Source organism: Paenibacillus sp. R-74696 (assembly GCF_055814915.1).
This window is the reverse complement of sequence record NZ_JBPULM010000045.1, coordinates 161,488-183,556: the sequence shown is the minus strand read 5'-3', so window position 1 is coordinate 183,556 and position 22,069 is coordinate 161,488. Positions and strand designations below refer to the sequence as shown.

The window sequence follows — 22,069 nt, the reverse complement described above, 5'->3', positions numbered from 1 at the left end:
CGTGTATACGAATATGCGAAATCCCTCAGTATGAGCAGTAAAGAAATTATAACGATTCTTAAACGGCTGGATATGCCCGTTAACAACCATATGAGTGTGATGGAAAACGAAATGGTTAATAAAGTGGAAGGCTTCTTCCGCGATATTAAAGCTAACGCAGCAGCGAAGCGGGCGAAAGAATCAAGCGGAGCAACCGTATCTTCTACATCGCAGGCGCCATCTAGGCCCGCTCAGCCGAAGCAGCAACCAGTACCACAGCAAGAAGCCATTAAACCGGAGCTTGAAGCTTCCGCATTAAACAATAAAAAAATTACGCAAGATAGACAGGAGCCTATGAATTCTATTAAAACGACAACGCAAAACAACCAACAGCAACGTCCGTCCCAATCGTCCCCAAGCAGCAACAACAGGTCCGCAGCACCTAGCGGCAGCCGTCCAGCGCAAGGTTCTGGCCAATCGCAAAGCAGCAGCCGTCCTAGTCAAGGCGGTCAAACGCAAAATAGCCGTCCGAGCCAAGGTGGACAATCGCAAAACAGCCGTCCGAGCCAAGGATCAGGCCAAGGCAACCGTCCAAGCAGTGGCGGCCCATCGCGTCCACCAGCTTCACAAGGAGCTAATCGTCCATCTGGAACAGGTCCGTCCCGTCCGGCAGGCGATGCTTCGAGAAGCACAAGCGGCAATTCGAATAACAAGCCAGGCGCAAGAAAACCAGGTGCAAACCAAGGGCAAAAACGGTTTGAAGATGGCAGACCAGGCGGTTTTGGTCGCAACAATAACAATAATCGCGGTGGCAGAGGACGCAACCAACGCAATCAGCCGCAAGTATTCCGTGAGAAAATCGACAATACGCCTAAAAAAATCATCGTACGCGGTACGTTGACTGTTGGCGAATTGGCGAAATTGCTTCATAAAGATGCTTCAGAAGTTATTAAAAAGCTGATCGTTCTTGGCGTGATGGCTACCATTAACCAAGAAATCGACATGGATGCGATCCTTCTGCTTGCCGGTGAATATGGCGTTGAAGTAGAAGTGAAAATTCCGGTTGAAGAGGATACGTTCGAAACGGTTGAAGAAACGGATGAGGAAGCTGATTTGTTGCCTCGCCCTCCGGTTGTAACGATCATGGGTCACGTTGACCATGGTAAAACAACATTGCTCGATGCGATTCGCAAAACGAATGTAACGGGCGGAGAAGCTGGCGGTATTACCCAGCACATCGGTGCTTACCAAATCGAAGCTAACCATAAAAAGATTACGTTCCTCGATACACCTGGTCACGAAGCGTTTACACTCATGCGTGCCCGTGGTGCACAGGTAACGGATATTACAATTATCGTTGTTGCAGCCGATGACGGCGTTATGCCGCAAACGGTTGAGGCAGTCAACCATGCGAAGGCAGCGGGCGTTCCAATTATCGTTGCGGTTAACAAAATCGATAAGCCAGATGCTGATGCAGATAAAATCAAGCAAGCTTTGACCGAGTATGAGCTGGTTCCGGAAGAGTGGGGCGGGGATACAATCTTCGTTAACGTTTCAGCGAAACAGCGTATTGGTCTGGAAGAACTGCTCGATATGATTTTGCTTGTAGCTGAAGTCAATGATTTCAAAGCTAACCCTGATAAGCGTGCACGCGGTACAGTCATTGAGGCTGAGCTCGATAAAGGTAAAGGTCCAGTTGCTCGTGTACTCGTACAGCATGGTACGCTCAAAATCGGAGATGCTTTCGTTGCGGGCAACTGCTTCGGCCGTATCCGGGCTATGGTTAATGACAAGGGCCGTCGCTTAAAAGAAGCTGGACCTTCGACACCAGTCGAAATTACTGGTTTGACAGAGGTTCCACTTGCTGGCGATCCGTTCATGGTATTTGAAGACGAGCGTAAAGCGAGAGCAATTGCTGACCGCCGTGCGATTAAGCACCGTCAATCCGAGCTTGGCGCAAACTCCCGCGTAACGCTTGATGATTTGTATAAGCATATTAAAGATGGCGAGATCAAGGATCTCAACGTTATTATTAAATCCGACGTTCAAGGTTCGGCAGAGGCGCTGAAAGGCTCGCTCGCGAAAATTGATATCGAAGGCGTACGTGTCAAAATCATTCATAGCGGTGTAGGTGCGATTACCGAATCGGATATCAACCTGGCTTCTGCTTCGAATGCAATCGTTGTCGGCTTTAACGTTCGTCCGGAGCCGCAGGCTGATCTGGCCGCGCAGCAGGAGAAAGTTGATGTTCGTATGCACCGCGTTATTTATAACGTAATTGAAGAGATTGAACAAGCGATGAAAGGGATGCTTGATCCAATCTTCAAAGAGGTAATTATCGGCCATGCTGAAGTCCGCAACGTATTTAAAGTAAGCAAAGTCGGAGCAATCGCTGGTTCCATGATTACTTCTGGTAAAATTACTCGTTCTTCTGAAGCGCGGATCGTTCGCGGCGGCATCGTTGTTTTCGAAGGTAAAATCGATACGCTCAAACGCTTCAAGGATGATGTCAAGGAAGTTGCTCAGGGCTACGAGTGCGGAATTACGCTTGAGCGGTTTAGCGACTTCAAAGAAGGGGATATTATTGAAGCCTTCGTAATGGAGTCAGTAGAGAGGTGAATAAAGCATGGCTAAAATTCGTGTAGGTCGGGTAGGCGAGCAAATTAAAAAAGAGCTCAGCCAAATTATCCAGACAGAAATTAAAGATCCACGCGTCGGTTTTATTACAGTGACTGGCGTTGAAACGAGTAATGATTTGTCCCAAGCCAAAGTATATTTGAGCGTGCTGGGCAGCGAAGAGCAAAAGGAAGAAACGCTCAAAGCAATCGGCCGTGCAACAGGCTTTATCCGTTCTGAGCTTGGCAAGCGGATGCGTTTGCGCCATACGCCAGTGCTGATCTTTAAATTCGACAGCAGCATTGAGTATGGAAGCAGGATTGAAGGAATCCTCGAGGAAATTAACGGGGAGAACAAAGGATCATGACGGCTGCTGCGACCTATTTGCAGCAGTTGGATGAAGCACTTGTTTTTATGCGCGGTGGAGACGACTTTTTGGTCGTCTCCCACGTGCAGCCAGATGGCGATGCCATTAGTTCGACGGTTGTCGTCGGTTGGCTGCTGGAGAAGCTTGGGAAAAAATCTACGCTGATTAACGAAAGTGAGCTGCCCTCAAGGCTTGCTCATTTGCGCTCATTCGATACGATTATTAATTATGCGAAAGCACAGCCAACACAATCGTATGCTCGCGTTATTGCGGTCGATTGCGCTGATTATCGCCGGATGGGTAAAGTGGAGAGCTTGTTTGCTCCGGGAGTGGAACTGCTCAATATTGATCATCATCCGACTAATGATGGCTTTGGTACGGTTCAATTGATTCGTCCGAATGCAGCAGCTACGGTTGAGATTTTATATGATTTAATTGAACGTGCGGGCATTTCCATTGATTTGGAATGCGCGACGGCTATATATACAGGGCTCATTACAGATACTGGCGGTTTCCGCTACTCCAATACGACACCACATGTGATGAATATTGCTTCGCGCATGCTGTCGATTGGTGTACCGGGTCACAAACTGGCCGATCAGCTGCTCGAAAAAATGACGATGTCAAAGCTTAAGCTTCTGCAGCGCTGCCTTAGCAGACTTACTTTTAGCGATAATCAGCAAATTGGCTGGCTATATGTCAATAAGGATGATTTTGCTGAGACAGGTGCGGTATCGGAAGATATGGAAGGCATCGTCAATTATGCACTGAATATTGACGGCGTAGAAGTCGGCATTATGTTTAAAGAGACGGAAGATGGCGGAGTGAAAGCCAGCTTGAGATCAGCAGGGACGGCGGATGTTGCCGCGATTGCCCAATCTTTTGGCGGTGGTGGACATGTCCGTGCTGCTGGCTGTCGTATTGATGCGCCGCTTCAAGAAGCAATCGCCCAGTTGGTCGATGCGGTCAGAAAGGCGTTGAGCTAACAGATGGACGGTATTATCGCAGTATGGAAGCCTGCCGGCTGGACCTCGCATGATGTCGTAGCCAAGGTGAGAAGACTGCTGAAGATGAAGCGTATCGGCCACACGGGAACGCTGGACCCGATGGTGACAGGTGTTCTGCCACTATGTCTCGGCCGGGCTACCCGTGTAGTCGAATATGTACAGGAGCGTCCCAAGGCTTATGAAGCTGTTATCCAGCTTGGCCTTGCAACGGATACAGAGGATTTGACAGGGGCGGTCACGCAGGAGCAAACAGGTGTGCAGGTAACACGTGAAGATATTATTCGCGTGCTGCGCGGCTTCGTTGGCGTTATCGAACAAGTTCCGCCGATGTTCTCTGCTGTAAAGGTAGATGGAAAACGTTTGTATGAACTGGCACGTGAAGGCAAGACGGTAGAGCGCAAAGCGCGGCAAGTAACGATTCATCAAATTGAGCTGCTCGATCTGGAGCTTGATTTGGAGTTTCCGCGTTTTTCATTTTCGGTTGTCTGTTCCAAAGGAACGTATATACGCACATTATGTGTAGATATCGGCCAGGCGCTAGGCGTTCCAGCAGCGATGGCGGAGCTTACCCGGACGATGTCCGGAGGTTTTACGAAGGAGCAATGCGTAAGCCTAGAGCAGATTGAAGCTCTTGGCACGGAGGGGATTGGGCCGTTTATTTTGCCTGCTGAGCTGGGTATCCAGCATTTGCCTCGCGCTACGGTCGATGCTCATTCGGCCTCGCTTGCCCTGAAAGGACAGAAGCTCCCGCTTCGTTTGCTTGCTGAAGAGCTAGAAACGGACCAGCAGATACGTCTTTTTGATGAAAATGAATTGTTTATTGGTATTTTCGAGGCCGATTATGCTTTATCGGTGCTCACGCCTATCAAGGTGTTCTCGTAACTGGGCTTATACTTGGTTATCGGAAAGTCATATAGGAATTGCAGGTGCATCAGCGTTGGAAATGATTTCATTGGAATATCCGGCAATTGAGCTGCCGGAACAGCTGCGAAATAAATCGCTTTCTATTGCAATTGGACATTTTGACGGTGTACATCGCGGACACCGCAATGTCATTGAGCAAGTTGTTGCAGCAGCCAAGAGAACCGGAGGATTGTCGGCGGTTATGACGTTTAACCCGCATCCGAAGGAAGTGCTTGGCCGTGGCGATCAATATTACAACTGTTTGACGCCGCTTGCGGTCAAACAGTCGCTATTTGCTGAATTAGGTGTCGATTTGGTGCTAGTCGTCAAATTTGATCATGATTTTGCAGCGATTATGCCGGAGCAGTTTGTTGACGAAGTGCTTCGCCGTTTAGGAGCTGCACAAATTGTAGTTGGTTTTGACTTTAATTTTGGCTACAAGGGCCAAGGAAATGCTGCCGCAATGAAGGCGTTATGCGAGCCGGACATTCAGGTCGAAATTGTTGAGCCGCTGTACGATAATGGCTTGAAGGTGAGCAGCACTTATATTCGACAGGCGCTTAGCGACGGTGATATTGAGCTTGCGACAAAGCTGCTTGGGCGTCCCTTTGAGATAGCAGGAACGGTTGTGCACGGTGATGGCAGAGGCAGCAGCATTGGCTTCCCGACGGCTAATGTGGATGTTTCCTTGCCTTATGTCATGCCGCGCCTCGGCGTTTTTGGCATTTCAGCGGTCGTACTCGGCAAGTCGTATTATGGCGTATTAAATCATGGGATGAAACCGACCTTTAATAAAGAAGATATTCGTCCGGTGCTGGAAGCCCATTTATTCGACTTTCATCAAGCTATTTATGATGAGCCCATTAAATTGCAATTTCATTCTTTTATCCGTCCTGAGCAGCGTTTTAGCAGCGTGGATGAGCTTATCCGGCAAATCCATGCGGATGCTGAGCAGGCGAAGCGTCAGTTTGGCGTGGAATAACTACCTATTGGCATTTACTTTTGCTATAGGCTTGTGATATACTAAAACACGTTGCGATTCTACTTTTTGTCAGAATACGCAGCTGCAATTGGAACCTTAGCTTGGATGTCCGCTCTCACCGACGGCGCCTGGGCTAATGGCGATTATTGAATATAAGTTCAAGGAGGTGACTTTAGGATGGCAATTACACAAGAGCGTAAACAAGAATTGATTGATACGCACAAAACGCATGCGAGCGATACGGGTTCACCGGAGGTTCAAGTAGCTATCCTAACGGAAAACATCGTTAACTTGACGCAACATTTCCGGGAGCACAAGAAAGACCACCACTCCCGTCGTGGTTTGCTCAAGATGGTAGGTCAACGTCGTAAGCTGTTGAGATACCTTAAAAACAAAGATGTTAGCCGTTATAGCGCATTGATCGAAAAACTCGGCCTTCGCCGCTAAAACATGTTTCAAGAGAAGCAACCTGGTTGTTTTGCTGTCCGGCATTACGGACTTGGCAAAATCGGGTTGCTTTTTGTAATATGCGAGAGTTAAGCAGGATATAGAGGTCCTGCTGGCGAATGTTATGTTTGTCAATCGTTTAAAATTATTATTGAAACACAGGAGGGATACGTTTGCAACAGGTTGAAATGATTTTGGGTGGACGGAAGCTTGTTCTGGAAACAGGCAGACTTGCGAAGCAAGCGAATGCTGCTGTAACCGTACGTTATGGCGACACCGTTGTACTCTGTACAGTGACCGCTTCTAAAGGTCCTAAGGATTTAGATTTTTTCCCGCTTACCGTGAACTATGAAGAACGTCTGTATGCAGTTGGCAAAATCCCTGGTGGATTTATTAAGCGTGAAGGACGTCCAAGTGAGAAAGCGATTTTGTCAAGCCGTCTGACGGACCGTCCGATTCGTCCGTTGTTCCCTGAAGGCTTCCGTAATGATATTCAAATCGCGAATATCGTCATGAGCGTGGATCAGGATTGCTCGCCTGAAATGGCTGCAATGATTGGTACCTCCGCAGCGCTGGCGATTTCTGATGTGCCATTTAACGGGCCAATCGGCGGTGTGAGCGTAGGTCGTGTTGATGGCCAATTCGTGATCATTCCAACCGTTGAGCAAGAGCAGAAAAGCGATATTTTCGTTGTCGTAGCTGGTACGAAAGATGCCATTATGATGGTGGAAGCAGAGGCGAATGAAGTTCCTGAGGATGTTATGCTGGAAGCGATTATGTTCGGGCATGATGAAATCAAGAAAATCGTTGCTACTATCGAGCAACTGCAGGCTGTTGCCGGCAAAGAAAAAATGGAAGTTAAGCTTCATGCAGTCAACGAAGAAGTAAATGCCGCAGTTCGCGCGTTTGCATCTGCTCGTTTGGTTGAAGCGATTCGCATTCCTGAGAAGCATGAGCGTCAAGATGCCATTGATGCCGTTAATGCGGACACGGTTGCGCATTTCGAAGAAGTATATGCGGAGACGCCTGAGCTGCTTGGCGATGTCAAAGAAGTACTTTATGATATCGTTAAAGAAGAAGTTCGCCGCCTGATTACACATGAGAAAATTCGTCCTGATGGCCGCGCGCCAGAAGAAATTCGTCCAATTGAATGTGATGTGGCGATATTGCCGCGTACACACGGATCTGGACTGTTCACACGTGGACAAACACAAGCACTCAGCATTTGTACGCTTGGACCGCTTGGGGATGTGCAAATTCTTGACGGCATCAGCCCGGAAGAAACGAAACGTTTTATGCATCACTATAATTTCCCGCCATTCAGCGTAGGTGAAGCAAGACCGCTTCGTCCTCCAGGTCGTCGTGAAATTGGACATGGTGCTCTCGGCGAGCGCGCATTGTCGAAAGTTATTCCATCTGAGGCTGATTTCCCGTATACGATTCGTCTTGTATCCGAGGTGCTTGAATCCAATGGATCGACTTCGCAGGCTAGTATTTGCGCGAGTACACTTGCTATGCTGGACGCAGGCGTTCCGATTAAAGCTCCGGTTGCTGGTATTGCGATGGGTCTGATTAAAGATGGCGAGCATTTCTCCATTTTGTCCGATATTCAAGGGATGGAAGATCATCTCGGCGATATGGACTTTAAAGTAGCGGGTACAGCAGAAGGTGTAACGGCCATTCAAATGGATATCAAAATTAACGGTATCGATCGTTCGATTTTGGAGCAGGCGCTTGAGCAAGCACGCGAAGGACGCATGCATATTCTAGGTAAAATGACAGAGATTATATCTGTTGCTCGTCCAAACCTTTCACAATATGCGCCTAAAATTCTCACGCTTCGCATTAATCCGGACAAAATCCGTGATGTTATCGGCTCCGGCGGTAAAATCATCAACAAGATTATTGAAGAAACCGGCGTGAAAATCGATATCGAGCAGGACGGCATGGTTTACATTGCTTCTTCTAATGAAGAGATGAACCAAAAAGCCAAAGCGATTATCGAAGGCATTGTGAAGGAAGTTGTAATTGGCGAAATTTATTTAGGTACGGTTAAGCGGATCGAGAAATTTGGGGCATTCGTTGAAATTTTACCGAACAAAGACGGTCTTGTGCATATTTCCCAGCTGGCGAATGAACGTGTCGCTAAAGTGGAAGATGTCATTGCGATCGGCGACCAAATTACAGTTAAAGTAACGGAAATTGATCAGCAGGGCCGTATTAACTTGTCCCGTAAAGCTGTATTGACGCCAACTGTACCAGCACAATAACGGCTGCAGCGTTACAAGGTAGGGGCACCGCAAGGTGCTTTCTCAAAATATAAGCGTGCAGAGGTTTTCTCTTATTTTTACGAGTCTATTTCTGCGCCAAACGGATTGTTGCCGCAAAAAAACGGCAACGCCGTTTATACTTGTTTTATAAACGAAGCAAAGAGCCAGATTCCATCTGTCTCTTTTTATTTTGCCGTCAAAAATTCCTCTCCTATAAAAGTCGGCAATTTCTCTCTAACATAATCTCGTCCTATTATTCATACATATGGAGCAATGAGGGACGAGGTGAATGAAGGTGCTGAGAAAAATAGGAGCAGCCATAGGCTGCATGCTGATTATGGTCGTGTTTATTCGCGTGAACGCGGGAGGGACTGCCGATTATATCAGCGCAATTAAACGGGAAAGCGGTATGATGACGCAGACGGATGAGTCGATTCTGGATGAAAATAAAGCGAAGCTGCGTGCTGCTGTCACAGCGGAAGCTGAGAGCCGCTCCATTAAGCCAGTCGATGCCCGTATTGACCGCGTATGGAAGGCGATTCCTGGTTATAATGGGCTGGAGGTAGACATCGAGAGCACGGTGGAGAAGACGATAGCGTCGGGTTCACTCTCGCCGATTTTATATGTGTACAAGGAAACGGCCCCGCGCATTAAGCTGACAGATTTAGGTCCGCTTCCGGTATACAAAGGCAATCCGAACAAAAAAATGGCTTCGCTAATGATCAATGTTGCGTGGGGCAATGAATACATAACGCCGATCCTTCAAACCTTGAACAAGGAAGAGGTAAAGGCAACTTTTTTTCTCGATGGCTCGTGGCTGAAGAAATATCCGGAAATTGCCAAACAGATTCAGGCGGAAGGGCATGAAATGTCCAATCATGCGTATACGCATCCGAAGATGAGCGAGCTCAGCCGCAATGCTGCCTATTTGCAAATTTCCCGCACGGAGGAACTGCTCAAATCGACGCTTGGCGTTAGGAATAAGTGGTTTGCCCCGCCTTCGGGCGATTTTAACCAAATGACGGTGCAGGTGGCGGCGGAGCAGAGGCTTCGCACGGTGTTATGGACGATAGATACGGTCGATTGGACGAAGCCGAATGCGGACTGGATCATTCGGCGCATTTCAACGCGGCTGGAGCCAGGCGCACTTATTCTGATGCATCCAACAGCGTCCTCGCGCGATGCTTTAACCGGAATGATTCGTGAAATCAAACGCCAGGGCTATGCGCTTGGCACCGTAAGCGAGACGCTGTCGGAGGCGCGGATTCCCGCTAATGTTGAGCCGCAACCATAATTTTGATATAGTGTTTACATTCATGCTTACAGGAGGACCCTTCGTGAAAAAATATACGCTTAGCAACGGTTTAAGAGTCGTAGTTGAATATATTCCCACCTTCCGCTCGGTTTCATTTGGCATTTGGGTAAAAACAGGCTCCCGCAATGAGACGCCGGAAAATAACGGGATCTCCCATTTTATCGAGCATATGCTTTTCAAGGGGACAGATCAGCGCAGTGCCAAAGACATTGCCGACCTGTTCGATGGTATCGGGGGCAATGTAAATGCGTTTACCTCGAAAGAGTATACCTGCTATTATGCCAAGGTGCTGGATGAGCATTTGCCGCTCGCTGTAGATGCGCTTTCGGACATGTTTTTCAATTCCAAGCTGGACGAGGCGGATTTGGCGAAAGAGCGTAATGTTATTTTAGAAGAAATTTCGATGTATGAGGACACGCCAGATGACAAGGTGCATGATGAAGCATCGCGTGCGGCATATGGCGATCACCCCCTCGCTTATTCGATTCTGGGCCTAGAGGAGCGTCTTGCCGAAATGACGCCTGATACACTGCGCGCTTATATGAACGATTATTATACGATTGACAACACCGTTGTCAGTGTCGCAGGTAATGTGGAAGAGGGCAAGCTGCTGGAGCTGCTGGAGCAGTATTTTGGCAAGTTTGATCGCAAAGGTACGCCTCAGCTGGTGGAGGCGCCGGATTTCCGTGGAGATTATATTTTCTATAAGAAGAAAACCGAGCAAAACCATCTTTGCCTGTCCTTTCAAGGCTGTTCGATTTCTGATGAGAAGCTGTATGCGATGGTGCTGCTCAACAATGCGCTTGGCGGCGGCATGAGCTCGCGCCTGTTCCAAGAAATTCGTGAAAAGCGCGGCCTAGCCTATTCGGTTTATTCTTATCACTCCTCTTATGCGGATAGCGGCTTGTTCACCCTATATGCGGGTACAGCGCCGAAGCAAACGAAGGAAGTGCTCGATTTGACGATGGAGCAGCTCGAGGAGCTTGCTTCCAAGGGACTTGAGGATGTTGAGCTTCATCGTGGCAAAGAGCAGCTTAAGGGCAGCCTGATTCTTAGTCTGGAGAGCACAAGCAGCCGAATGACCCGTCTTGGGAAAAATGAGCTAATGCTGGGCCGGCATTACACGCTCGATGAGCTGCTTCAGCGTATTGATTCCGTGACGATGGACGATGTGAGAAGCGTAACGGAGCGTTTGCTTGCGGCACCTTTTGCTGTGGCAATGGTAGGTTCAAGCGAAAAGGCTGCATCTAAACTTGGGAGGGATCGTTTTGTATCGCGTACTGTTTAAAAGAGTAGAGGGCAACGAAGACATCAAGCTTCCTTGCAAAATGTCCGAATGGGCTGCAGGCTTCGACCTGCAAGCCGCTGTATCAGAGCCTGTTGAGCTTGCACCAGGTGAGCGCAAGCTCATTCCTACAGGCTTTGCGATGGCAATGCCAGCTGAGCTGGAGGCGCAAATTCGTCCACGCAGCGGTCTGGCCTACAAGCATGGCATTACATGCTTGAACTCCCCAGGAACGATCGACGCCGATTACCGCGGAGAAGTGAAGGTGCTGCTCGTTAATTTGGGGCAGGAGCCGTTCACGATTGCACGTGGCGAGCGCATCGCCCAAATGGTGTTCCAGAAAGTGCCGGTTGTTACTATTGAAGAGGCAGCCGAATTGCCGGATACGGTGCGTGGCAGCGGCGGGTTCGGACATACTGGCGTTTAATGATTAAGACCGGAGCAGCTGCTCCGGTCTTTTTTTTCACCCATTCTGGGCCCAGGCATAAGATAGTCTATATCTACATGCGCGAGAGAGGAGTGAAGCCGATGCTAACAGGCGTTCAGGTGCTGCTGATCGGCGGCGACGCCAGGCAGCTCGAGGTGATTCGCAAACTGACGGAGCTGGATGCGACCGTGGTCATATCGGGCTTTGACGGCCTGCAGTCAACGCCCGAGGGAGCCGTTCAAGCTGAATATGATGAACGGTTGTTTGATGGGGTAGACGCCTTAGTGCTGCCTGCTGTCGGTACCGATGACCAAGGCGTCATTAGCGCTGTATTCAGCGATAGCGAGATCAGGCTGGAAGAGCGCCATATGGCTCGCTTGCCTAAGCACTGCAAAGTGTACGCGGGTATGGCAAAACCATATTTGAGCGACCTCTGCAAGCAGCATCAGCTGGAATTGGTAGAGTTGTTTGAGCGCGACGATGTTGCGATTTATAACTCTATTCCGACAGCTGAAGGTGCGGTGATGATGGCGATTCAACATACCGATATTACGATTCATGGCTCCACCTGCATGGTGCTCGGATTCGGGAGAACGGGGTTTACATTGGCGCGGACGTTAAAGGGCTTAGGAGCGAATGTACTTGTCGGGGTACGCCGGGGTGAGCATTTTGCAAGAGCGCTCGAAATGGGCTTCGAGCCTTTCTACACCAGCAATTTGCGCCAATATACGGGCAATATTGACTTGCTTTTTAACACAATTCCGACTATGATAGTCACAGCGCAAATTATAGCAAATCTTCCTTCGCGAAGCGTCATTATTGATCTGGCTTCGAGGCCTGGCGGAACTGATTTCCGCTTTGCTGAGAAACGGGCCATTAAGGCGATGCTCGCGCCCGGACTCCCCGGTATCGTCGCACCCAGAACTGCTGGACGAATCATAGCCGATTGTTTAACACAATTGATTATGGACGACTTGATAAATCGGGGGAATGGGGAATGAATTGGTCCGGGCTTACAGTAGGGTATGCATTGTCAGGGTCACACTGCACGTTTGCCGAGGTTATGCCGCAAATCCAGCGGTTTGTAGACGCAGGCGCGAACGTTGTACCTATAGTATCGCAGACTATAATGACGACGGACACGAGATTTGGAACGTCGGAGCAGTGGCAGACACAGCTCAAAGCGATTACTGGCAATGAAATTATTTCGACGATCGTGCAAGCCGAGCCGCTTGGTCCATCGAAGCTTATTGATGTGCTGCTTATTGCTCCATGCACAGGCAACACAACAAGCAGGCTGGCTAATGCGCAGACTGACAGTGCGGTGCTTATGGCATCTAAATCACAGATGCGCAATGGAAGGCCAATCGTCATTGCAATTTCTACGAATGATGGCCTTGGCCTTAATTTGGCGAATATTGCGAAGCTGATCGTAACGAAAAATATTTATTTTGTACCGTTTGGCCAAGATAATCCGGTTCAGAAGCCTAATTCGCTAGTAGCGAGAATGGATTTGGCACTGGAAACATGCGAGGCGGCGCTGCAAGGCAAACAGTTACAACCGCTCATTATTGAGCGTTTTAATTATTAAGCTTTTTATTCTGAGTTTTTATAAGACCGAGGGGAGCATTACGGCAAATGTCAAATCAAAAATTGTTTAACGTTGCAGTAGTTGGCGCAACAGGCGCAGTAGGGGAACAAATACTAAACTTGCTCGATAAGAGAAACTTCCCTATTAAGGAACTGAAGCTTCTGTCTTCAGCGAGGTCTGCTGGTACGAAAATCACATTCAAGGGCCAGGAAGTGACGGTGGAGGAAGCGAAGCCGGAGAGCTTTAAGGGCATTGATATAGCATTATTCAGCGCTGGTGGAGACGTTACGAAGGCGCTCGCGCCGCATGCTGTTGAATATGGAACGGTATGTATTGACAATACGAATGCGTACCGTATGGATCCAAATACGCCGCTTGTTGTGCCTGAAGTGAATATTGACAAGGTTAGCGAGCATAAAGGTATTATTGCCAATCCGAACTGCTCGACGATTCAGATGGTAGCTGCGCTTAAGCCTCTTCAAGATAAATACGGCATTAACCGCATTATCGTATCGACTTATCAGGCGGTATCTGGAGCGGGTGCAAAGGCGATTGAGGAAATGCTGCGTCAGACGCGCGCATCCCTGGACGGCGAAGCAGTTAATCCGGCTATTTTGCCTGTAGGCTCGCTGCCTGTGAAGCATCAAATCGCCTTTAATGCGATTCCGCAAATCGACAAGTTCCAAGAAAATGGTTATACGCTTGAAGAGATGAAGATGGTCAATGAAACGAAGAAAATTTTGGATGACCAATCGATTGAGGTTACTGCTACCTGCGTACGTATTCCAGTCGTTTACGGGCATTCGGAATCGGTTTTTGTTGAGCTGAAAAATAACTACGATCTGGAAGATGTCAAGCAGTTGTTGTCTGACGCCCCGGGTGTCGTGCTGGTTGATGATCCGGCGAATCAGCTTTACCCGCTCGCAACGGAAGCAGCCGGCAAACCGGAAGTATTTGTCGGACGTTTGAGACGCGATCTTGGTCATGAAAATGGGCTTAACTTATGGATCGTATCGGATAACCTGCTTAAAGGGGCCGCATGGAATGCGGTTCAAATCGCCGAGCACATCGCACAGGCTTAACGAATAAACGGTGCAAGGACATGATAGCTGGCGGCATCTTGCCTTTCGGTGATGGGGGAAGAGGTTTATGCGCACTCTCGTTCAGAAGTTTGGAGGAACCTCAGTATCATCTGATTTTGCCAGAAATCATTGTTTGGAGCATATTAAGCGTGAACGCGAAAATGGTTTTGGGCTCGTCGTTGTCGTTTCGGCTATGGGTCGCTTAGGCGACCCATATGCTACGGATACGCTGCTTGATTTAGTACGAAGCAATGGAGATTCGCTTCCGCTGCGTGAGCGGGATATGCTGCTGGGCTGTGGTGAGATGATTTCTGCCGCGGTCTTATGCAGCTTGCTTTGTTCCAAGGGGATTCCGGCTACCATTTTAAGCGGTTATCAGGCAGGCATTATAACGGACGGGCATTTCGGTCAAGCGAGAATTAACGATTTGCGTCCGGAGCAGCTTCTAAAGAATCTTGGTGAAAATAAGGTCGTTATTGTTACCGGATTTCAAGGCGGCACCGAAGGTGGAGAACTGACTACGCTCGGCCGCGGCGGGAGCGATACGTCGGCGACTGCACTTGGCGCTTCGCTGCGTGCAGAACGGGTAGATATTTATACAGATGTCAATGGTATTCTGACAGCTGATCCGCGAATTGTGAATGATGCAAAACCGCTTCTTGTCGTCAGCTATGCAGAAATTTGCAATATGGCTCGTCAAGGGGCTAAGGTCATTCACCCCCGTGCTGTTGAAATTGCCCAGCAAGCGAGAATACCGATTCGTGTACGCTCAACTTTTTCGCTCGATGAAGGAACGTTAGTAACGGACAGTCCGCTCCATGCTACCGGAATGGTAAGTGACCGTCATGTGACAGGCATTGCGCATGTAGCGGGCATTACTCAAATTTCGGTGCAGACGGTGGAAGGCAAGGCGGACGTCCAGTTGCAAGTTTTTCAAACGATGGCCCGTCATCATATTAGCGTAGATTTTATAAATGTAACGCCGAGCGGAGTCGTTTACACGGTATTTGACTACGATGCAGCGAAGGCTGTAGCCGTGCTGGCGGACTGTGGCTATGCACCGACAGCGATTAGCGGTTGTGCAAAGGTGTCAGTCATTGGCGGCGGCATGAACGGTGTTCCGGGCATTATGGCACGTATTGTAGAGGCGCTTACGCTGCAAGGAATTTCCATTATGCAAGCCGCAGACTCCAATACGACCATTTGGGTACTGGTCAAGGATGTGGACATGGCATCTGCGCTGCGCGCGCTTCATGCCAAGTTCGAGCTTCATTTGTAGCAGGAAACAACCGCAATAGACCCGTTTTGCGAAGCAACGCTTTGGGCCCGGGCTTTCGAAGAAGCTTTTGTTTCGCAAAACTTAGATTTAGATGCTTACGAAGAAAGTTTTGCTCCGCAAAACTTTAAAGTAGATGCTTACGATGTGAGTTTTGATCCGCAAAACTTCAAGGAGGAGTCAGAATGGAATATGGAAGGTTAGTTACAGCGATGGTCACCCCATTCGATGCTGCTGGCGAAATTGATTGGGATGCGACTGGACTATTAATCGATTACTTAATTGAAGAACAGCTTAGCGATAGTCTTGTTGTATCTGGAACAACGGGCGAGTCTCCTACACTTACGGATGAGGAGAAAGAAGCGTTATTCCGTTTTTCGGTAGAGCGCGCTGCTGGACGGGCTAAAATTATTGCAGGAACAGGAAGCAATAATACGGCGCATTCCATTCATTTGACGAAGGTGGCTGAGGCGAGCGGGGTTGACGGTGTGCTGCTAGTAGCGCCATATTACAACAAGCCGAGCCAAGAAGGCCTTTATCAGCATTTTAAAGCGATTGCAGAGTCGACGAAGCTTCCGGTTGTATTGTACAACGTTCCAGGCCGGACAGTCGTGAATATTTCAGTTGAAACGACGCTGCGTCTAGCGGCGATTAGCAACATCGTAGCTACCAAAGATTGTGCGTCATCCGATCAGATCATTCAGCTTGTAGCAGGCGCGCCAGAGGGCTTTAAAGTATACAGCGGTGATGATGCGGCGACGCTCCCGACATTAGCAGTGGGCGGCTATGGCATTATCAGTGTAGCTAGCCATGTTATCGGCAAAAAAATGAAGCAGCTTATCGAAGCTTATGTGAGTGGAGATGTTGCTTTGGCGGCCAAGCTAAACGCCGAATGCTTCCCGGTATTTAAAGGCTTGTTCGATTGTCCGAATCCGGTACCGAACCCTGTTGCTCTAAAGCATGTACTGGGACTGCGCGGCTTGCCGGTTGGCGGGGTTAGACTTCCTTTGGTAGGCGTTAGCGAATCGGAAGCTGAATTTTTGCAAAACCTCGTCGATTCCTCGACCGCATTTTAATGTAACCTCTTAATAAATCATGAAGCTGTTGCCTTGGCAACAGCTTTTTTTATATTCACCCCATTTATTTTTCCGACATGCACATTCATGTTATGTTCCATTCATTTGCACTTCCAATTTTACGGATGCGGCTGGTGGCTGACCGTGCAATATTATTTATCGTTATTGCAGTTGTATTTATAATTGCTATCAAATCGACCATGGTGAAGGCGCAATTCTGCTTTTTCATGCCATCACAGCTGCATGGGCAGTCTGCGGTTTTAAAAGCAATGGATGAAGAGGAAACAAACGGAGTGTAAGGTTTGGGAGTGAGAAGCGCAAGCGTTCGCTTTTGCCTTGTGATTTCTACCGCTAAAGCTTTTACAGTTCGGGGAAATCACAGGGGAATGGCGATCGACCCCCAAACCTTTCACGCAGCGCCCCAACGTCTTCCCATTCTTTTCCACTCACCCGGTCCCTCAGCCTTGTATTCGATCTTTTTCATCATGTATAATGAGTTCAAGTGATCGGGTGCGGAAATGATTTGCAAATTAAGCGAAGAATGGAGCAGCTTCCTTCTTGTTTAACAGGAAAAAAACATGACCTCATCAGGTTGGAAAAAGGAGGGATATTCATTGTCCAAAAAAAATGTGCAGGATAAACTGTTGATTTTTGCATTAGGCGGCATTGGAGAAATTGGAAAGAATATGTATGTCATTCAATATGACAATGATATTGTGATTGTAGATGCGGGGCTTAAATTTCCGGAGGAGGATATGCTCGGCATAGATATTGTTATTCCGGACATTTCGTATTTGAAGGAAAATCGCGAGAAGGTACGCGGCATTGTCATTACGCATGGACATGAGGATCATATCGGCGGGCTTTCCTACATGCTGCGCAGTCTTAACGTTCCGGTATATGCCACGAAGCTGACGCTGGGACTCATTGAAGGCAAGCTGAAGGAAGCAGGACTACTGGGCGAAACCAAGCGAATACTCATTAATGCGGAATCGGAGATAGAGCTGGGCAGTATCAATGTGTCCTTTTTCAAGACGAACCACAGCATTCCTGATTCCGTAGGCGTATGCTTGGAGACGCCAGAAGGTGTCGTCGTACACACGGGTGACTTCAAGTTTGACCATACGCCAGTCAATGGGCAATATGCTGACATTAAGCGCATGGCGGAAATTGGGCAGAAGGGCGTGCTTGCGCTGCTGTCGGACAGTACCAATGCGGAACGTCCAGGCTATACGCCTTCGGAGCAAAATGTAGGAGAAGAGCTCAAAGATATATTCCGCAAATCGCCGCAGCGGGTCGTAGTTGCAACGTTTGCCTCCAACGTTCACCGCATTCAGCAGGTGATAAACGCCGCTATTGCTACGGATCGCTATATTGCAGTCGTTGGACGCAGTATGGTCAATGTGGTGGGCATCGCTGGAGATTTAGGCTATTTGAACATTCCAGACGGCATGATTGTAGAACCGGAAGCTGTGAATAAGCTGGCCGCTGATCGCGTCGTTATTTTATGTACGGGCAGCCAAGGCGAGCCCATGTCAGCTTTGACACGTATGGCGCGTTCAACGCATCGTAAAGTCGATATTTTACCGGGAGATACGGTCATTATTGCAGCGACGCCAATTCCGGGCAACGAGCGGTATGTAGGGCGGACAGTGGACGAGTTGTTCCGTCTTGGAGCGAACGTCATTTATGGACCGGGCTCGGTATCCGGTGTCCACGTTTCTGGTCATGGCAGCCAGGAAGAGCTGAAGCTGATGCTTAATCTGATTAAGCCCAAATATTTTATCCCCATACATGGTGAATACCGGATGCTGCGGCAGCATGCTTTGCTGGCCGAGGCAGTTGGCATTGAAAAATCGAATATTTTCGTTATGGAAAATGGCGATACGGTAGAGGTGCAGGGCGGCAAGGCACGCAGAGGCTCAAAGGTTCCGGCAGGCAATGTGCTGATTGATGGCCTAGGCGTTGGCGACGTCGGCAATATTGTGCTTAGAGATCGCAAGCTGCTGTCGCAGGATGGCATTCTCGTCGTCGTGGTGACGCTGCGGAAGCAGGAGGGCACCATTGTGTCTGGACCTGATATTATTTCGCGCGGCTTCGTTTATGTACGTGAATCGGAAGGTTTGCTCGACGAAGCGAACAAAATTGTATCGGCGACGCTGCTGAAGCTGATGAACGATAAAGTGAACGAGTGGGCTTCGCTGAAGACGAATGTGAAGGACGCGCTCGGTCGTTTCCTCTATGAGAAGACGCGCCGCCGACCGATGATTTTGCCAATCATTATGGAAGTGTAGTTGAACAAAAATAAAAAAGAGTGATGAACGCCCGGATAACCGGACCGTTCGTCGCTCTTTTTTTCGTGCAGTTTTTCCAACGCTGTGAAATTTAGCTGCCGACTGCCTGGCCGCCTTCTATTTTGGCTTTGCCGCCGCTGCCAATCCAAGTGCGCTTCCATTCCCTTTGAATGAACGCCAGCATGAGCATGCTGAGCAGGGCAATGCTGCTTAGAATGAGGAAGCCCGGTGTATAGGAGCCTGTCGATTGATAAAGGCTGCCGAGAATAAGCGGCAGGAAGTATCCGCCAACACCGCCCGCTGCGCCAACAATCCCGGTCATGATGCCGATCTCCTTGCCGAAACGCTGTGGCACGAGCTGGAATACAGCGCCATTGCCCGCGCCGAGACACATCATGCCAAGGAACAGCAAGGTGCAGACCACGTAGAGTGAAGGCAGCAGGGAGACGGAAGCTAACATAACACCAGCTCCGACATACAGCGTCATCAGGACACGAATACCCCCAAGCTTATCGGAGAGCCAGCCGCCTACAGGACGGAAAAAGCTTCCGGCGATCACGCAAATGGTCGTAAAATCTGCCGCCTGAATCGCGGAAAGTCCATATTGCGTGTTGAAGAAAATCGTCAAATAGTTGGACATGCCGACGAAGCCGCCGAATGTAACACCGTATAAAAGACAGAACAGCCATGCATCCTTTTGCTTCAGCACTTGTCCATATTCGGACAGCTTTTTCGGAGCGGGCTGATTGGGGCTTTCCTTGGCAAAGATCGTAAAGATGACAAATACGATTGCAATGGGAATAAGCGCAAGTCCGAAAACCGCTTCCCAGCCACCAAAATGCTGTGCCAGCCGATTAGCAAAAAGCGTCGTCAGTACGGTACCGCTGTTGCCTGCTCCAGCGATCCCCATGGCAAGCCCTTGATATTGCGGGGGATACCATCTGCTTGCAAGCGGCAGTGCTGCTGCGAAGGAAGCTCCAGCCACGCCGAGCAATAGAGCAACGAAATGCAGCTCTGTTAAGGAATCAACAAATTTCCAGCCCCAAATGAGCGGAATCATTGTAACGAGCATGCCGATTTGGCCGGTTTTCTTAGGTCCAATATGGTCTGTCATAAAACCTAGCACAAGCCGCAATATCGAGCCTCCCAAAATAGGTAAAGCGACGAGTTTAGCCTTCTGAGCGGCATCCATCGGGAAATCGCTGGCGATAACAACAATGAGCGGTCCCATCAAAATCCAAATCATAAAGCTGATATCGAAATACAAGAAAGAACTGAACAAGGATGGTTTATGTCCACTTTTCCAAAACGCTTTTTTATCTACCATGTCTCTATCTCCTCTATGATTCGTTTTCTCGTGCTCAGTCAGCGTGGGTGATGGCGGTTTTCGCATTCCCGGGGTGCATGGCGCACCGCAATTCCAGCTGTACATATGAAGAAAAGGCCGCAGTCTGCCCCAAGCTAAAGCTCGGACGGATTGCGGCCTCATTGCCGAACGCCAGCACGACTCTGTGCGGACGATAGTTGCTCACCTCATTGTGAACTCAAGCTGAATTATAGAATAACCTCCACTACATGTCAACAAATATTACATAAAACAATTAATCGATTTAAATGCCTAAATCGCGTCATATATATTGACACATGTGTCGAATTCTTTTATGCTCATAATAATCCATATAAAGGCCGCACAATGGTGTGCCGCCGCCCACCGGCAATGAAGCCCGCTCCCTGCTGACAGGGAACGGGCTTTTATGCTTATTTTCAGCTAAATGAAGGAGGAGCCCCCCATGGCGGTTGCCCGTGTAGATCGTGTTGATATAAAAAAAGGTTTAAGCGTTGATGAAGCGGTTCATAGTCTAATCGAACGTACGCTGCCGGGCAAGGTAGAGCAAGTGCTTCTACAGAAAGCCGCTCAGCGAGTGCTTGCCGAGGATTTTTACTCCCCATTTCCTATGCCTCCTTTTCGCCGGGCAGCAATGGATGGTTATGCGCTGCATTCAGCTTTTACCCAGACAGCTTCACCCGCTAATCCGATTCGCCTTATCGTAACTGGCGAGGTGCAGGCGGGGGCAGGAGAAATAGCTTGGCATACAGGCTCAGGCAGTCGTCCCCTCATTAATGAACAGCTGACGGCCGTGCGTATTTTTACAGGAGCTCCTGTGCCTGACTGCTTTGATGCAGTCATTAGACAGGAGGAAATTCAGCTCCCGAGCTTGCAAGGACAGCAAACGGACGCAGTGGTATGGGGAATGCCGCAAATTCAAATCAATCAGCCCGTACAGCCGGGAAAAAATATTGCCGAGGCAGGCGAAGATATTGCTGAAAACAGCCTCGTCATTAAAAAAGGCACCAGACTTGGTTCGAAGGAAATCGCCATTCTTGCCTCTTATGGGCAGGAACGGGCTTCTGTAGTCGCAAGACCCAAGGTCGCCATCATTCCTGTTGGAGATGAGCTGCTGCTTCCGGGCCAGCCCTTGCAGCCGAATCGAATCTACGATGCCAATGGCTTCGCTGTGGAAGCATATTTGCAAGAGCTGGGTGCCTCGGTGGTTCGTTCCTTGCCAATAAAGGATGATGCGGATGTGATTGCTTCGGCGATTAAGCAAGCTGCGGAGCATGCGGATTTGGTTATTACTACGGGAGGCATATCGGTAGGCGATTATGATTGTGTGGCCCGCGCGGCAGATCGCCTCGGTTTTGAGCCATTGTTCACTAAAGTGATGATGCGCCCTGGGCCGCATTCGTCGGCATTTATACATCAAGGAAAGCTGTTGATTAGCCTGTCTGGCAATCCTGCTGCGTGTTACACAGGGCTTGTACTGTTGGTGAAGCCAATCGTACAGCATTGGATAGGTCTCAATGGAAGAAAGGCGGAGTGGAAGCAAGCTGTACTAATGGACGATGTGGATAAGCCTTCGCCCTATCCTCGTTATATCCGTGCTTTTGTATGGATGGAGGCGGGGGAATGGCGGGTTAAGCCGCTGCCGAACGATAAATCGGGCAATATTGCTGCTTTTGCGGGTGCGAATGCACTCGCGGCAATTCCGGGTGAAGGTCTTCAGGCAGGAAGGCATGCCGCGTTTCTTAGTTTGATTTAACAAGCGAATACCATTTTGGCCATTTTACTATAGAACGGAGGTAACGGCTTT

19 protein-coding genes are annotated in these 22,069 nt (G+C 49.0%); 18 read left to right on the top strand and 1 reads right to left on the bottom strand.

The annotated features are described in order from the left end of the window. Positions 1–30 precede the first annotated feature (30 nt). The 17 genes from infB (at position 31) to ACSR9A_RS20875 (ending at position 18,917) form a co-directional block, all read left to right on the top strand. Positions 31–2,598 (top strand): translation initiation factor IF-2, encoded by a 2,568-nt coding sequence (gene infB, locus ACSR9A_RS20955; protein WP_473760208.1) that lies wholly within the window; start codon positions 31–33, stop codon positions 2,596–2,598. Positions 2,599–2,605: 7 nt separating this feature from the next. Next, on the top strand, positions 2,606–2,962 hold the full coding sequence (rbfA, locus tag ACSR9A_RS20950) for a 30S ribosome-binding factor RbfA (RefSeq protein WP_046230756.1): 357 nt from the start codon (positions 2,606–2,608) through the stop codon (positions 2,960–2,962). Beyond that, positions 2,959–3,948, top strand: a complete 990-nt coding sequence (locus ACSR9A_RS20945; RefSeq protein WP_473759311.1) for a DHH family phosphoesterase — start codon at positions 2,959–2,961, stop codon at positions 3,946–3,948. The genes rbfA and ACSR9A_RS20945 overlap by 4 nt, the downstream gene beginning before the upstream one ends. A gap of 3 nt (positions 3,949–3,951) precedes the next feature. Then, positions 3,952–4,851 carry a tRNA pseudouridine(55) synthase TruB gene (truB, locus tag ACSR9A_RS20940; RefSeq protein WP_473759310.1) on the top strand — a complete coding sequence of 300 codons (900 nt, stop codon included), beginning with the start codon at positions 3,952–3,954 and terminating at the stop codon, positions 4,849–4,851. A gap of 61 nt (positions 4,852–4,912) precedes the next feature. After that, positions 4,913–5,854: a bifunctional riboflavin kinase/FAD synthetase gene (locus ACSR9A_RS20935; RefSeq protein WP_473760207.1), complete on the top strand. Its 942-nt coding sequence runs from the start codon at positions 4,913–4,915 to the stop codon at positions 5,852–5,854. A 177-nt stretch (positions 5,855–6,031) separates the two neighbouring features. Then, a complete protein-coding gene (gene rpsO / locus ACSR9A_RS20930) occupies positions 6,032–6,301 on the top strand; it encodes a 30S ribosomal protein S15 (protein ID WP_046230760.1) in 270 nt (89 codons plus the stop codon). A 188-nt stretch (positions 6,302–6,489) separates the two neighbouring features. Next, positions 6,490–8,571 carry a polyribonucleotide nucleotidyltransferase gene (gene pnp / locus ACSR9A_RS20925; protein WP_473760206.1) on the top strand — a complete coding sequence of 694 codons (2,082 nt, stop codon included), beginning with the start codon at positions 6,490–6,492 and terminating at the stop codon, positions 8,569–8,571. Between the two features lie 289 nt (positions 8,572–8,860). Continuing rightward, positions 8,861–9,865: a polysaccharide deacetylase family protein gene (locus ACSR9A_RS20920; protein WP_473759309.1), complete on the top strand. Its 1,005-nt coding sequence runs from the start codon at positions 8,861–8,863 to the stop codon at positions 9,863–9,865. A 43-nt stretch (positions 9,866–9,908) separates the two neighbouring features. Next, positions 9,909–11,174: a M16 family metallopeptidase gene (locus ACSR9A_RS20915; RefSeq protein ID WP_473759308.1), complete on the top strand. Its 1,266-nt coding sequence runs from the start codon at positions 9,909–9,911 to the stop codon at positions 11,172–11,174. Beyond that, positions 11,155–11,598: a dUTP diphosphatase gene (gene dut, locus ACSR9A_RS20910; RefSeq protein WP_341282517.1), complete on the top strand. Its 444-nt coding sequence runs from the start codon at positions 11,155–11,157 to the stop codon at positions 11,596–11,598. The genes ACSR9A_RS20915 and dut overlap by 20 nt, the downstream gene beginning before the upstream one ends. 101 nt (positions 11,599–11,699) lie before the next feature. Further along, positions 11,700–12,599, top strand: coding sequence for a dipicolinate synthase subunit DpsA (gene dpsA, locus ACSR9A_RS20905; RefSeq protein WP_473759307.1), 900 nt, complete (start codon positions 11,700–11,702; stop codon positions 12,597–12,599). Beyond that, a complete protein-coding gene (locus ACSR9A_RS20900; protein ID WP_046230765.1) occupies positions 12,596–13,189 on the top strand; it encodes a dipicolinate synthase subunit B in 594 nt (197 codons plus the stop codon). Before dpsA ends, ACSR9A_RS20900 begins: the two co-directional genes overlap by 4 nt. Before the next feature lie 47 nt (positions 13,190–13,236). Further along, entirely contained in the window at positions 13,237–14,271 is a 1,035-nt protein-coding gene (locus ACSR9A_RS20895; protein WP_341282519.1) for an aspartate-semialdehyde dehydrogenase, read from the top strand. Positions 14,272–14,338: 67 nt separating this feature from the next. Beyond that, positions 14,339–15,550 (top strand): aspartate kinase, encoded by a 1,212-nt coding sequence (dapG, locus tag ACSR9A_RS20890; RefSeq protein ID WP_473759306.1) that lies wholly within the window; start codon positions 14,339–14,341, stop codon positions 15,548–15,550. A gap of 182 nt (positions 15,551–15,732) precedes the next feature. Continuing rightward, the gene (gene dapA, locus ACSR9A_RS20885; RefSeq protein ID WP_473759305.1) at positions 15,733–16,623 is read left to right on the top strand and encodes a 4-hydroxy-tetrahydrodipicolinate synthase; all 891 of its coding nucleotides are present in this window, start codon (positions 15,733–15,735) and stop codon (positions 16,621–16,623) included. 134 nt (positions 16,624–16,757) lie between these two features. After that, positions 16,758–16,922: a hypothetical protein gene (locus ACSR9A_RS20880; protein ID WP_473759304.1), complete on the top strand. Its 165-nt coding sequence runs from the start codon at positions 16,758–16,760 to the stop codon at positions 16,920–16,922. A 315-nt stretch (positions 16,923–17,237) separates the two neighbouring features. Continuing rightward, positions 17,238–18,917 (top strand): ribonuclease J, encoded by a 1,680-nt coding sequence (locus tag ACSR9A_RS20875; protein WP_473759303.1) that lies wholly within the window; start codon positions 17,238–17,240, stop codon positions 18,915–18,917. 91 nt (positions 18,918–19,008) lie between these two features. On the opposite strand, the gene ACSR9A_RS20870 is transcribed toward ACSR9A_RS20875, so the two are convergent. Beyond that, positions 19,009–20,244, bottom strand: coding sequence for a nitrate/nitrite transporter (locus tag ACSR9A_RS20870; RefSeq protein WP_341282523.1), 1,236 nt, complete (start codon positions 20,242–20,244; stop codon positions 19,009–19,011). A 463-nt stretch (positions 20,245–20,707) separates the two neighbouring features. On the opposite strand from ACSR9A_RS20870, the gene ACSR9A_RS20865 reads away from it, so the two are divergent. Further along, positions 20,708–22,018, top strand: coding sequence for a molybdopterin molybdotransferase MoeA (locus ACSR9A_RS20865; RefSeq protein WP_473759302.1), 1,311 nt, complete (start codon positions 20,708–20,710; stop codon positions 22,016–22,018). The last annotated feature ends 51 nt before the right edge of the window (positions 22,019–22,069 follow it).